This is a genomic window from Brevundimonas vancanneytii (genome assembly GCF_901421975.1).
Lineage (GTDB): Bacteria > Pseudomonadota > Alphaproteobacteria > Caulobacterales > Caulobacteraceae > Brevundimonas > Brevundimonas diminuta.
In genome coordinates this window covers 695,493-708,344 of the sequence record NZ_LR588407.1, presented here as the reverse complement: position 1 = coordinate 708,344, position 12,852 = coordinate 695,493, and the positions used below count along the sequence as shown (strand labels likewise).

Here is a 12,852-nt window from a genome sequence, read left to right as displayed (position 1 = left end):
CTATTCTTCGTAGCCGGTCGGGCGCGGCGCCGGGCGACGGCGCTCGCGGTCGAAATCCATCCGGTCGCGCGGCAGGGCCTCGGGGCATTCGTCGCGCATGAAGGCCAGCATCTTCTCGCGCACCTCGGCCCTCAGGTCGAAGGCGACCGAGGCGTTGCGCGCGCTGGTCAGGCAGCGCACCTGGGCCGTCCGCTCGGTGACGTCCGTGACCTGCAGGGCCACCACGTCGCCGTCCCAGTGCGGCGAGGCGTGAGCGATCTGCTCCAGCTTGATCCGCAGCCGATCGATGGGCGCCTCGTAATCCACATAGAGGAAGGACACGCCGATCAGGCGCGAATCCTCGCGCGTCCAGTTCTGAAACGGCTTCTGGATGAAGTAGGTCAGCGGCAGCACCATGCGTCGCCAGTCCCACAGCTTGACCACTACATAGGTCGAGGTGATCTCCTCCACCCGGCCCCACTCGCCCTCGACGATGACGGCGTCGTCCAGGCGGATCGGCTGGGCGGTGGCGATCTGGATGCCCGCGATCAGATTGGTCAGGAAGGGCTGCAGCGCCAGACCGGCGACGATGCCGACCACCCCGGCCGAGGCCAGCAGCGACAGGCCCCACTGCTTGACGCCGGGAATGGTCAGCAGCGCCAGCCCCAGGGTGATCAGGCCGATCAGGATGGCCGCGACCCGTTGCAGGATGCGCGTCTGGGTGACGTGCTTACGGGCGTAGAGGTTGTCCTCCGCCTCCATGTTGAACTTCTTCAGGTGGACGATGGCGCCCATGTCCACCGCGCCCGCCAGCATCCAGCCGCACACCAGGATGAAGCCGAACAACAGGCTGCGCCGGATGAACAGCGACGGTTCGGGGTCCAGCGGCGACACGGTGACGGCCAGGGCCAGGGCGATGATCATCACCGCGATCCGCACCTTCAGCCGGGCGCGCTTCAGCATCCCCTTCCAGAACTCGTCGCGGTTGCGCACCGCCAGCTTCAGCAGGGCGAAGACCACCTGATTGGCCGCCCAGCCGATGAAGACGAAGACCACGGTGATGATTGAGATCACCGCCCATTCCGGCAGCCAGTGAAACTGACGCCAGAGCGCGAAGATGGTGTTGGTCAGATTGGTGACGAACTGAGGCATGGGGGGAGGTTAGACGGCCCAAACAGCCACGTCATCCCGCATCCCTCTCCCGATGGGAGAGGGCTTGAGCGCACGAGAGCGTTAGCGATCGTTTTTGCGCGAAAGGGTGAGGGTTCGCGGGTGAAGTCGGCCGAAGGCCGCAACTGGCCGGTCAAGCGACGGCTTACGCCGACTGACAGGACAAGCCCCTCACCCTTTCGCTTGGCGGATCGCCTTCGGCTCTCCGAAGCTCAAGCCCTCTCCCGCCGGGAGAGGGTTCAGGACGCCGCCGCCTCCACCAGATCCGCCAGCCGCTGCGCCGCATCCGGGATCGCCACGGATCGCGCCGCCGCCGACATGGCCGCCAACCCCGCCGGATCGGACAGAATGGCGGTCAGCGCCGCCGTCAGGCTCTCGACCGTCAGGTCGTCCTCGGCGATCACCGTCGCCGCGCCCGCCTCGGACAGGGCCCGCGCGTTCAGGGTCTGATGGTCGTCCATGGCGATCTTCAGCGGGATCAGCACCGAAGGCAGGGCCGCCACCGCCAGCTCAGAACAGGTCGTGGCCCCGGCCCGCCCGATCACCAGATGCGCCTTCGACAGCCGATCCGCCATGTCGCGGAAGAAGGGGGCGACCTCGGCCTCGATCCCGGCGTCGAGGTAGATCTGGCGCGCGGTCTCCAGCGTCTCAGGCCGCGACTGCTGCTGCACCTTCAGCCGATTGCGGATAGCTTCCGGCAGGGCCGCCAGCGCGCGCGGCGTCGTCTCGGACAGGATGCGGGCGCCCTGGCTGCCGCCCGTCACCAGCACATGGATCGGCCCGCCGTCCGTCGGCGCGGCATAGGCCCGGTCGAACAGGGCGCGGATGTCCGGCCGCACCGGATTGCCGACCAGCTGGACGCGATCCCTCACCTTGTTCGGCGCCCGGCCCAGCGTCGGGAAGGCCGCCGCGATCACGCCCACGCTGGGCGCCAGATAGCGGTTGGTGCGGCCCAGCACGGCGTTCTGTTCATGGATCACGGTCGGACGGCGCGTCGTCACCGCCGCCAGCAGGGCCGGCGCCGACGGATAGCCGCCGAAGCCCACCACCACGTCCGCGCCCGTGCGCTGGAACGCCGCCTTGGCCTGCCCCACGCCCTTCAGGATCGCCAGCCCGGCCTTCATCAGGCCGATGGGACCGCGCCCGGTCGCCGCATCCAGCGCCAGCCGCTCTTCGGCGGGGAAGGCGTGGGCGTACTGCTCGCCGCGCCTGTCGGTGGCCAGCACCACGCGCCAGCCGCGCGCCGCCATCTCGCGGGCCAGCGCCTCGGCGGGGAACATATGGCCGCCGGTGCCCCCGGCGGCGACGACGCAGACCTTGGTCATAGATAGTGCTCTCTTACGGCAGCAGGCGGCGACGCGGGTTGACGTTCGACCCCAGTTCATAGGCGCCCGGACGGCGCCGGGTCAGGGCAAGGGCGAACCCCATCGTCAGCCCCATGGCCATCATGGACGACCCGCCATAGCTGATGAAGGGCAGGGTCATCCCCTTGGTCGGGATCAGGTTCAGGTTCACCGCGATGTTGATGCAGGCCTGCAGCCCGATCAGCATGAACAGCCCCGCCGCCGCCGTCTGTTCGAAGGAGTCGTTCAGCTTCATCGCCTTCCTCATCCCGCGAATGACGATGAAGGCGTAAAGCCCGATCATGATCAGCGACAGCACCAGGCCGAACTCCTCGGCCCCGACGGAATAGATGAAGTCGGTGTGCAGGTCGGGGACGTGGCGCTTCATCACCCCCTCGCCGATGCCGCGCCCGACCAGGCCCCCGGCGCGGATCGCCTCGGACGCGCGGTCGATCTGGTGGGTGTCGGTCGTCTCGGGCGACAGGAAGCGGCTCAGACGGTCGCGCATGTGGCTGAACATGAAATACAGCGACACCACCCCGCCCGCGCCGACCGCCGCCAGCGCCGCCACCCACTTCAGCGGCACCCCGGCCATGAAGAAGACGGCCATGAAGGTGGTGGTGATCAGCAAGGTCTGGCCGATATCCGGCTGGATCAGCAACAGGCCGACCGTCAGCGCCCACAGGCCAAACGCGATGCTGACGCCGGGCACGCCCTCGCCCTTCTGGGCCTCGGCGAACATCCAGGCGGCGAAGACGATCAGGCCCGGCTTGGCGAACTCGGACGGCTGCAGGCTGAACGGCCCCAGATTGATCCAGCGCGCCGCCCCCTTCACCGTATCGCCGATAAAGGGCAGGGCCGCCATGACCACGATGGCGCAGAACAGCGCCAGCACCGCGATCCGCCGCACCCCGCGCGGCGACAGCAGCGAGGCGCTCAGCATGGCGATCAGCCCCATGGTCGAGAAGACCATCATCCGCCACGAATAGTGGAAGGGATCGCTGATCGATTCATCAGCCAGGATCGCCGCCGGGCTGGAGGCGAAGCTCAGCGCCACGCCCAGCCCCACCAGCGTCAGCGCCGCGCCCAGCAGGCCGCGATCCACCGTCCAGAACCAGCGCGCGATCAGGCTCTGGTCGTTGCGCGAAAAGGGATGGCTGTAGCTGTTGTGGGTCATGCGGCGGGCTCCGGCCGTGCGCCCAGGCTCAGGACGGCGGCGCGGAACGCCTCGCCCCGGACCTCGAAATCGGGGAACTGATCGAAGCTGGCGCAGGCGGGCGACAGCAGCACCACCTGCTCGCCCCCGGCTGCGGCCGCGTCGGCGGCGGCCAGTTCGACGGCCCGCTCCATCGTGTGCGCCACGACGTGCGGCGTGTCGGCCAGAGTGACGGCGAAGGCGTCCGCCGCCTCTCCGATCAGATAGGCCTTGGTCACGCGCGGGAAGAGGTCGTGCAAGCTGTCGATGCCGCCGTCCTTGGCCCTGCCCCCCGCGATCCAGAAGACGGCAGGGTAGGACGCCAGCGCCTGCCGCGCCGCATCGGCGTTGGTGGCCTTGGAGTCATTGATGAAGCGGACAGAACCAAGCCGCCCTACAGCCTCCATCCGGTGCGACAGGCCGGGGAAGGTCAGCAGGCCCTCCACCGCCGCCTCATGCGACACGCCCAGCGCCCGCGCGGTCGCATAGGCGAAGGCTGCGTTCTGGGCGTTGTGCCGACCGGGCAAGGACCGCGCGGCGGTCAGATCGGCCAGCACGTCGCCGCCCGCCGTCAACACGCCCGCCGCCGCCCCATACCCTTCTCCCCTTGCGGGAGAAGGTGGGCCCGAAGGGCTCGGATGAGGGGTTTCGCCGACAGAGGAAACAGCAGCGCCGTCGGACACGGAGAGCAACCCCTCATCCGTCTCGCTGCGCGAGCCACCTTCTCCCACAAGGGGAGAAGGAAGACTGGCGACCGTCTCCACTCGCCGCCCCTGCGCGCGCAGGTCCGCGGCAGCCTTCCGGCCCCATTCTTCATCCACCCCGATCAACCCCAGCGCCTCACCATCCTGCGCCTGAAAAATCCGGCGCTTGGCGGCGACATAGCCCTCCATCCCGCCGTGGCGGTCCAGATGGTCCGGCGACACATTGGTCAGGATGGCCACATCCGGCGCGAAGCCCGTCGTCAGATCCAGCTGATAGGACGACACCTCGATCACATAGACCGCATCCGCCGTCGGCTCCGGCAGGGCCAGCACCCCGATGCCGATATTGCCGCCGATGTGGACGCTGAGGCCCGCCTGCTTCAGCACCCAACCGATCAGGGCCGTGGTCGTCGACTTGCCGTTGGTGCCGGTGATGGCGACCACGCGCGGCCGCTCACCTTGCGGCAAGGCGGCCAGCGCCCGCGCGAACAGCTCCACATCGCCGATGACCGGCACGCCCGCCTCATGAGCGCGCTCGACGCTCCAGTGCGGCTTGGGATGGGTCAGCGGCGCGCCCGGCGACAGCACCAGGGCGGCGAACCCGGACCAGTCGGCCCGCGTCAGATCCTCGACCAGGAAGCCTTCCGCCTCGGCCTGCATCCGACCCGAGACGCCGTCGTCCCACAGCACGGGGATGGCCCCGCCCGCCTGCAGCGCGCGCGCCGCCGTGATCCCCGACCGCCCCAGGCCGAAGACCGCAACGCGACGCCCCTCGAAGCCGGGAACGGGGATCATCGGCTCAACGCAGCTTCAGCGTGGCCAGACCGAGCAGCGCCAGCATGGCGGCGACGATCCAGAAACGGATGACGACGGTCGATTCCGGCCAGCCCATCTTCTCAAAATGGTGGTGGATCGGCGCCATCAGGAAGATGCGCTTGCCCGTCAGCTTGAAGTAGCCGACCTGGATCATCACCGAGGCCGCCTCGACCACGAACAGGCCGCCGACGATGCCCAGCACCAGCTCGTGCTTGGTCGCCACGGCCATCGAGCCCAGGGCGCCGCCCAGAGCCAGCGAACCGGTGTCGCCCATGAAGATCTTGGCCGGCGGGGCGTTATACCACAGGAAGCCCATGCCCCCGCCGATGATGGCGGCGCAGAAGATGGCCAGCTCGCCCGCGCCGGGCACGTGGTGGACCTGCAGATAGTCCGCGAACAGGAAGTTGCCGACCAGATAGCTGATGATGCCGAAGGCGCCCGCCGCCATCATCACCGGCACGATGGCCAGGCCGTCCAGCCCGTCCGTCAGGTTCACCGCGTTCGAGAAACCGATGATGGTGAAGGCCGCAAAGGCCACATAGAACCAGCCGATGTTCAGCAGCACCGCCTTCAGGAAGGGGAAGGCGATCGAGGTCTCAAGCCCCGGCGAGGTCGGGGAATGGGTCATCCACAGCACGGTCAGGACGCCGGCGATCACGGCCACGACCGTCTGGGCCAACAACTTCTGCTTGGACGTCAGCCCGGCCGAGGTCTGCTTCGTCACCTTGGCGTAGTCGTCGATGAAGCCCAGCACGCCGAAGGCCGCCGTCACGCCCGAGACGATCCAGATATAGGGGTTGGTCAGGTCGCCCCACAGCAGCACGGCCACGCCGATGCCCGCCAGGATCATCAGCCCGCCCATGGTGGGGGTGCCGACCTTGGATAGGTGCGAGACCGGGCCGTCGTCGCGGATCGGCTGGCCCCGGCCCTGCTTGGCGCGGATCCAGTTGATGAAGCGGCTGCCCATGGCGACCGCCACGATCATGGCCGTGGCCATGGCCAGGGCCACGCGCACCGTCTGATACTGGATCAGGTGCAGCAGCGGATATTCCTGGGCGATGTCCGCGTAGTAGAGATAGAGCAGATAGAACATCAGGCGGACTTCCCTTGGGCCTCGGCGGCGACGCGCGCCTCTTGTTCGGCCACGCCGAGATTTGCAAGCGCGGCCGCGACCAGCGAGGCCTTCGACCCGTTCGAGCCCTTGACCATGACCACATCGCCCGGCTGCACCAGCAGGGCGGCCTCGGCGGCCAGTTCGGCGGCGGTCGCGCGCCACTCGCCGCGCAGCGACGGCGGCAGGGCGTCATGCAGCAGGCGCATCTGCGGCCCGGCCGTATGCACCACGTCCAACCCGGCGGCGACGATGGCGGGGGCCAGCCCTTCGTGCAGGGCGCGGCTGTGTTCGCCCAGCTCCAGCATGTCGCTCAGGACGACGACGCGGCGGCCGCCCGGCCCCACCGGCTTGGCGCCCAGGCTGACGAAGCCCGCCTTCATCGACAGCGGATTGGCGTTGTAGCTCTCGTCGATCAGGGTGAAGGCGCCGCCGGGGACGGCCACCGTCCGCTCCTGCCCGCGCCCGGCCAGCGGCTGGAACCCGGCCAGCGCCTGCAACGCCGTATCCAGCGACACGTCCAGCGCCTGCAGCATCAGAATGACGCACAGGCTGTTCAGCCCCCAGTGCACGCCCGATTGAGCCAGCCGATATTCGATGCGCTGTCCGTCCAGCTCGGCCGTGACGGTCGCGCCCTCGCTATCGGCGACGAAGTCCAGCAGGCGCGCGTCGCAGCCCGCATCATGGCCGAAGGTCCGCACCACGGCCCCGGCCTTTTCCGCGCCCTGACGCACGATGTCGGCATGGGCGTCAGCGGCGTTGACCACGGCGATCCCGCCCGGCGCCAGCCCCTCGAAGATGGCGGCCTTTTCGCGCGCCACGCCCGCCTCGCCGTCGGCGAAGGCCTCGATGTGCACCGGCCCGACCGTGGTGACGCAGGCTGCGTGCGGGCGCACGAAGGCCGACAGCGGCCCGATCTCGCCCGGATGGTTCATGCCGATCTCGAACACGGCGCGGTCCGTGCCCTGCGGCATCCGCGCCAGCGTCAACGGCACGCCGATATGGTTGTTGTAGCTCTTGATCGAGGCGTGGCTTGATCCCGCCAGATCGAGGCCCGCCTTGATCGCCTGGGTCACGCTGGTCTTGCCGACGCTGCCGGTGACGGCGCCGCGCAGACGGGCGCGATCGCGCGCGGCGACGCCCAGCGCCTCCAGCCCCTTCAGGGTGTCGGGCACCAGCACATAAGGCCCGCCCTCGACCGGCCGGTCGACCAGCGCAACCGCCGCGCCCGCAGCGAAGGCGGCCTCGGCGAACTCATGCCCGTCGCGCGCGCCGTGCAGGGCCAGGAACAGGTCGCCCGGCGCGATCTCGCGGCTGTTGTAGGTCAGGCCCGAGACTGATGCGTCGGGTCCATGAAGCCGACCTCCGGTCGCCGAGGCGATGGCTTCGGCGGTCCAGAGCGGCGTGTGAGCGTCAGGCATGGTCTTTCAGGGCTTCGGTCGCTTCGGCGGCGTCGTCGAAGGGATGCACGACCCCGCCGACGATCTGTCCCTGTTCATGCCCTTTTCCGGCGATCACGACCACATCTCCTTCGCGCATCAGGGATACGGCGTGGCGGATGGCCTCGCGGCGGTCGCCGATCTCCAGCGCGTCGGGGCAGCCTGCGCGGACCTGGGCGCGGATGGCGGCGGGGTCTTCGGAACGCGGATTATCGTCGGTGACGATGGCCGTATCGGCCAGACGCCCGGCGATCTCGCCCATCAGGGGACGCTTGGCCCGGTCGCGGTCGCCGCCCGCGCCGAAGACGACGATCAGACGGCCGGTCGCGTGGGGACGCAGGGCGTTCAGCACCGTCTCCAGCCCGTCGGGGGTGTGGGCGTAGTCGACATAGACCTCGCCACCGCGCGCGCCGCCGGGAATGCGTTGCAGGCGGCCCTGCGCGCCCTGGATCAGCTCCAGCGCCGGGATCACGCGGTCGGGGTCTTCGCCGCCGGCGATGCACAGGCCCGCCGCCACCAGGGCGTTCGACGCCTGAAACGCCCCCGCCAGCGGCAGCAGGACGTCATGCACCCGGCCGCGCACATCGAGGGTCAGGCGCTGGCCTTCCGGCGTCGCCCGGCGCGCCAGCAGGGTCAGGTCGCGCCCGCGCTCGCCCACGCCCATCACGCCCAGCCCGGCCATGATCGATGCCGAGGCGAAGGCCGAATAGACGTCGGAATCCGCGTTCAGCACCGCCGTGCGCCCGCGCGGCAGCAAGGCCTCGAACAGACGCATCTTGGCGGCGCGGTAGCCCTCCATCGTGCCGTGATAGTCGAGGTGGTCCTGCGTCAGATTGGTGAAGCCCGCCGCCTTGATCGCCACCCCGTCCAGACGCCGCTGGTCGATGCCGTGGGACGAAGCCTCGAGCGCCAGGTGCGTCACCTCCTTGCGGGCCAGTTCGGCCAGCAGGCGCGCGGCCTCGGCGGCGTCGGGGCTGGTCAGGCCGGGGCCGGTCAGGGCGTAGGTCTTGTCGCCCTTCTGGCCGACGACGCCCAGGGTGCCCATGCTGGCCGACTTCAGGCCGAGCCCTGCCCAGATCTGGCGGCAGAAGTTGGCGACCGAGGTCTTGCCGTTGGTGCCGGTGATCGCGACGCAAGTGCGCGGCTGGGCGCCGTAGAAGGCTCGCGCGGCGATGGCGTAGGCCCGGTGCACGTCGCCCGATCCGACCAGAACCGGCGCCGCGCCCGCGGGCGTGTCCGACGGCGCCAGCACGGCGGCGGCCCCTTTCGCCAGGGCCTGCGGAATGAAGGCGCGGCCGTCGGCCTGCGTCCCCGGCAGGGCGACGAACAGGGCGCCGGGCACGACCTGGCGGCTGTCGGCGGTGACGGCGGTGATCTCCGGGTCCGAGGCCACGTCGCGGCGCAGCAGTTCGGAAAGGCGCAGCTGGCTCATCGGCCGTCGCCCTCCACGTCCTGGAACTCGGGGATCTTTTCGCCCAGGGCGGTGGACCAGCGGTCGGCCTTACGCTCGACGCCCAGGAAGCCCGCGATGCGGTCGGCGATGCGGCCCACGGCGGGCGCGGCGACATAGCCGCCGGTGCGCGGATAGACGCCCGGCTCGTCCATCAGAACGAAGACGGTGTAGCGCTTGGCGTCCACCGGCCCGTCGGCGGGGAAGACCCCGGCGAAGGAGCCGACGGCCACCGCCGGATTATAGCGGCCGTTGACCAGCTTGTTGGCCGAACCCGTCTTGCCGCCCATGCGCAGACCCGGCGCGTCGGCGAACCGGCCCGAGCCGCGCGTGACGTTGCGGCGCATCAGGTCCAGCATGACGGCAGACGTCTCGGGCGAGACGACCTGATGCGTCTGGGCGTTCGGACGCCCGCCCTTGCGCAGGGTCGGCGGCACATAGCGCCCGCCGTTCACCAGCGCGCCATAGGCCGACACATACTGGATCGGCGTGACCATGATGCCGTAGCCGAACGACAGCGATGCCAGGGTGCTGTCGTCCCACTTCCTGACCTTGGGCGGGGCGGCCGATTCCTTCAGCTCGATCGGGGCGGCGTCCAGCAGGCCCAGACGGCGGAAATAGTCGCGCATCACATCGCCGCCCATCTCGACCGCCAGTCGCGAGGTGCCGATGTTGGACGAATGCAGATAGACCTCCTCCAGCGTCAGCACCTTGTTGGTGGCGTGGAAGTCGGTGATGCGTCGCTTGCCGATCTGCAGCGCCTGGGAGGCGTCGAACAGGGTGTTCATGTCGGCCCGGCCGGTGTCGATGCCGGCGGCGACGGTGAAGCTCTTGAACACCGAGCCCATCTCATAGTGGGCCGAGACGACGCGGTTCAGCGTGGCCTCTTCCGGCGCGGCGTTGCGGCGGTTGGCGTCATAGGTCGGCCACGAGGCCATGGCCAGGATCTCGCCCGTCTGCACGTCGGCGACCACGGCAACGGCGCCCTTGGCCTTGTGCTCCTCGGCTGCGATGGCCAGCTCGTTCTCGACCACGCCCTGAACCCGCAGGTCGATGGACAGGGGGAAGTCCTCGCTGGCGGCGCCCGCCGCGCGAATCTCCTGGTCGAAGGCCAACTCGGCGCCCGCGACGCCCTGGCCGCCCGTGTCCGAACGACCGATCAGGTGCACGGCCGAGCTTCCCAGCGGATAGACGCGACGGTCTTCCGGCTCGAACGTCACTCCGCCCAGGGCCAGGGCGTGGACCGCCCGACGCTCGGACGGCGTCAGGCCGTTCAGGGCGATCAGACGGCGCTCGCCGCTCATCACCCGGTCCAGACGCGCAGCCGAAATGCGCGGCAGGGCGCGGCGCAGCTGGGCCTTGGCCGCCGGAATGTCCCAGACCTCGCGCGGGTCGATGTAGAGGCCGTAGTGGGTGATGTTGGTCGCCAGCAGCTGACCGTTGCGATCCACCAGATCGGCGCGCGTCAGGGCGCCGGGATGGAAGCCCGCCCCCGCCCCGCGCGCAGGCGCCAGCAGGGCCGCGTGCGCCGCGCCCAGGGCCAGGCAGGCGAAGACGGCGCAGAAGGCCGCCATGATCAGGAAGATGCGGACGCGGGTGTCTTCTTCCGGGCGGGCGTCGGCGCGGGCGCGCTCGAACGAATGCTCCAGATTCCAGACGATCGAGGCGACCCAGCGCCCCCAGGCCGAAACGGCGCCGCCGAAGGTCGCCTGCGGGCGGCCGCGATAGCCCATGCCGTGATGGTCATGCACGCTCATTGCACGGCCCCCGCAGCAGACGCCGCAGATGCAGCGACGGGCGCGGCGGCGAGCTTTTCAGCCGGCGGGGGCGCGATCGCGGGCAGGGCCGCCTCGCCCGCCTGCTTCTTCACATCGACCGGACCCAGGCCGATCTCGCGCGACAGGGCCTCCAGCCGCGCGGGCTGCTCCAGGCGCGTGACCTCGGCGCGCAGCAGACGCACCCGCTCGCGGTTCTCGCGAATGTCGCGCTCCAGGCTGCTGATCTCGGCGCTTTCACGGGCGGCGGCCGCCTTGGCGATATAGACCGAGAAGACCAGCGCCAGGACGCAGGCCACGCCGATGATCTCGACGCAGCGCACGCCGCGCACCTTCCACTCGAACAGGCGCTTGATGGGGGCGGGCATGGCGATCATGCGGCCCTCCCCTTCATCGCGCCCCAGGCCGGGGCGTCCGTCCGCACGGCCGCGCGGATCTTGGCCGAGCGGGCGCGAGGGTTGGAGGCCAGTTCGGGCTCGCCCGCTTCGCGCGCGCCCTTGAACAACAGGTCGAAGCTGGGCTTGCGCGTCTCGACCGCGACCGGCGCATGGCGCGATCCGCCCGGCGCATTGCCCGTGCGCTCGGTCAGGAAGGCTTTGACCATGCGATCTTCCAGCGAATGGAAGGTGACGACCACCAGCCGTCCGCCCGGCGCCAGCGTCGCCTCGGCCGCCTCCAGCCCGCGCTCCAGCTCGCCCAACTCGTCGTTAACGGCGATGCGCAGGGCCTGAAACACCCGTGTGGCCGGATGGATGGCGGCGCCGCGGCGCCCGCCCAGGGCCTTCTCCACCACCTCGGCCAGATCGAGGGTGCGGGTGAAGGGCTGCTCGACCCGGCGACGCAGGATGGCGGTGGCGACCCGGCCCGACTGGCGCTCGTCGCCGTACAGCTTGAAGATATGGGCCAGCGGCCCGTGGTCCCAGGTGTTGACGATATCGGCGGCGGTCGCGCCCTCATCGCTCATCCGCATGTCCAGCGGCCCGTCGCGCATGAAGGAAAAGCCGCGCTCAGCCTGATCCAGCTGCATGGACGAAACGCCGATGTCGAAGACGGCGCCGTCCAGCTTGGCCTTGCCGCTCTCCTCAAACGCCTCGGCCAGCCCCGAGAAGGGCGTGCGGATCAGCTGGAACTGCCCGGGAAAATCGCGCGCCACGGCGTCCGCGAACGGCTGCACCGTCGGGTCGCGGTCCAGCGCCACCACCTCGGCCCCACGCTCCAGAATGGCGCGCGTATAGCCGCCCGCGCCGAAGGTGGCGTCGATGATCACATCGCCCGCCTTGGGCGCCAGCGCCTCGATCACCTCGGCCAGCAGGACGGGGGCGTGCGGAGAGGTCATGCCGCCCCTCCGGTCTTCGCCGCCATCGCCTGACGCCGCATCTCGCCGAACTGCTTCAAGCCCTCGCGCGCCATGCGGCGCTGCTCGGCGCGGTGCGCGGCCCACTTGTCCTTGTTCCAGATCTGGAAGCGCTCGCCGACGCCGTAGATGACGACCGTGTCCGACAGGTCGACCTCGGCGCACAGATGTTCCGGCAGGGTGATGCGCCCGCCCGAGTCATAGGCCAGCGGTTTCTGCTCGCCGAAGATCGAGGCTTCCAGCGCCGAGCGGTACGGATCGCCGAAGGGCAGGCTTTCGATCACCGCGCGATATTCGGCGAACAGCTTGTCGCCGCCCGCTTCCAGGCAATCGGCTTCGATGGAGGGAAAGCAGAAGACGCCGTGCTCAGCGCCGTTCTCGGCCGTGCGGAATTCCTGAGGGATCAGGAGACGGCGTTTGCCGTCCAGCTGCTTCTCGTAGGTCGAGAGAAACACGCCCTGCCCTATCGAACCCTGCGGCCCGTCCCTGAAATCCGTTGAAGAAAGCCCACGCGTC

Annotated in this window: 11 protein-coding genes; all 11 read right to left on the bottom strand. The window is 69.7% G+C overall.

The window, feature by feature from the left end; translation table 11 throughout:
- Positions 1-1,131 (bottom strand): mechanosensitive ion channel family protein, encoded by a 1,131-nt coding sequence (locus FGL25_RS03470; protein ID WP_138140961.1) that lies wholly within the window; start codon positions 1,129-1,131, stop codon positions 1-3.
- A 257-nt stretch (positions 1,132-1,388) separates the two neighbouring features.
- Positions 1,389-2,474 (bottom strand): undecaprenyldiphospho-muramoylpentapeptide beta-N-acetylglucosaminyltransferase, encoded by a 1,086-nt coding sequence (gene murG / locus FGL25_RS03465; RefSeq protein WP_138140960.1) that lies wholly within the window; start codon positions 2,472-2,474, stop codon positions 1,389-1,391.
- A gap of 13 nt (positions 2,475-2,487) precedes the next feature.
- Positions 2,488-3,669 (bottom strand): putative lipid II flippase FtsW, encoded by a 1,182-nt coding sequence (ftsW, locus tag FGL25_RS03460; RefSeq protein WP_046653161.1) that lies wholly within the window; start codon positions 3,667-3,669, stop codon positions 2,488-2,490.
- Entirely contained in the window at positions 3,666-5,186 is a 1,521-nt protein-coding gene (gene murD / locus FGL25_RS03455) for a UDP-N-acetylmuramoyl-L-alanine--D-glutamate ligase (protein ID WP_138140959.1), read from the bottom strand. Before murD ends, ftsW begins: the two co-directional genes overlap by 4 nt.
- A gap of 4 nt (positions 5,187-5,190) precedes the next feature.
- Positions 5,191-6,300 carry a phospho-N-acetylmuramoyl-pentapeptide-transferase gene (gene mraY / locus FGL25_RS03450; protein ID WP_003165834.1) on the bottom strand — a complete coding sequence of 370 codons (1,110 nt, stop codon included), beginning with the start codon at positions 6,298-6,300 and terminating at the stop codon, positions 5,191-5,193.
- Positions 6,300-7,739 (bottom strand): UDP-N-acetylmuramoyl-tripeptide--D-alanyl-D-alanine ligase, encoded by a 1,440-nt coding sequence (locus tag FGL25_RS03445; protein ID WP_138140958.1) that lies wholly within the window; start codon positions 7,737-7,739, stop codon positions 6,300-6,302. Before FGL25_RS03445 ends, mraY begins: the two co-directional genes overlap by 1 nt.
- Positions 7,732-9,189, bottom strand: a complete 1,458-nt coding sequence (locus tag FGL25_RS03440) for a UDP-N-acetylmuramoyl-L-alanyl-D-glutamate--2,6-diaminopimelate ligase (protein ID WP_138140957.1) — start codon at positions 9,187-9,189, stop codon at positions 7,732-7,734. The genes FGL25_RS03445 and FGL25_RS03440 overlap by 8 nt, the downstream gene beginning before the upstream one ends.
- A complete protein-coding gene (locus FGL25_RS03435; RefSeq protein WP_003165839.1) occupies positions 9,186-10,964 on the bottom strand; it encodes a peptidoglycan D,D-transpeptidase FtsI family protein in 1,779 nt (592 codons plus the stop codon). Before FGL25_RS03435 ends, FGL25_RS03440 begins: the two co-directional genes overlap by 4 nt.
- Entirely contained in the window at positions 10,961-11,359 is a 399-nt protein-coding gene (ftsL, locus tag FGL25_RS03430; RefSeq protein WP_003165840.1) for a cell division protein FtsL, read from the bottom strand. The genes FGL25_RS03435 and ftsL overlap by 4 nt, the downstream gene beginning before the upstream one ends.
- Positions 11,356-12,318: a 16S rRNA (cytosine(1402)-N(4))-methyltransferase RsmH gene (rsmH, locus tag FGL25_RS03425; RefSeq protein ID WP_138140956.1), complete on the bottom strand. Its 963-nt coding sequence runs from the start codon at positions 12,316-12,318 to the stop codon at positions 11,356-11,358. The genes ftsL and rsmH overlap by 4 nt, the downstream gene beginning before the upstream one ends.
- The gene (locus FGL25_RS03420; protein WP_046653154.1) at positions 12,315-12,791 is read right to left on the bottom strand and encodes a division/cell wall cluster transcriptional repressor MraZ; all 477 of its coding nucleotides are present in this window, start codon (positions 12,789-12,791) and stop codon (positions 12,315-12,317) included. Before FGL25_RS03420 ends, rsmH begins: the two co-directional genes overlap by 4 nt.
- Positions 12,792-12,852: the final 61 nt, after the last annotated feature.

Excerpts from the sequence above, each read along its gene's own strand:
- ftsW (WP_046653161.1), bottom strand. The coding sequence starts at position 3,669 with ATGACCCACAACAGCTACAGCCATCCCTTTTCGCGCAACGACCAGAGC.
- FGL25_RS03470 (WP_138140961.1), bottom strand. The coding sequence starts at position 1,131 with ATGCCTCAGTTCGTCACCAATCTGACCAACACCATCTTCGCGCTCTGG.
- FGL25_RS03435 (WP_003165839.1), bottom strand. The coding sequence starts at position 10,964 with ATGAGCGTGCATGACCATCACGGCATGGGCTATCGCGGCCGCCCGCAG.
- mraY (WP_003165834.1), bottom strand. The coding sequence starts at position 6,300 with ATGTTCTATCTGCTCTATCTCTACTACGCGGACATCGCCCAGGAATAT.
- murG (WP_138140960.1), bottom strand. The coding sequence starts at position 2,474 with ATGACCAAGGTCTGCGTCGTCGCCGCCGGGGGCACCGGCGGCCATATG.
- FGL25_RS03440 (WP_138140957.1), bottom strand. The coding sequence starts at position 9,189 with ATGAGCCAGCTGCGCCTTTCCGAACTGCTGCGCCGCGACGTGGCCTCG.
- ftsL (WP_003165840.1), bottom strand. The coding sequence starts at position 11,359 with ATGATCGCCATGCCCGCCCCCATCAAGCGCCTGTTCGAGTGGAAGGTG.
- FGL25_RS03445 (WP_138140958.1), bottom strand. The coding sequence starts at position 7,739 with ATGCCTGACGCTCACACGCCGCTCTGGACCGCCGAAGCCATCGCCTCG.
- murD (WP_138140959.1), bottom strand. The coding sequence starts at position 5,186 with ATGATCCCCGTTCCCGGCTTCGAGGGGCGTCGCGTTGCGGTCTTCGGC.
- rsmH (WP_138140956.1), bottom strand. The coding sequence starts at position 12,318 with ATGACCTCTCCGCACGCCCCCGTCCTGCTGGCCGAGGTGATCGAGGCG.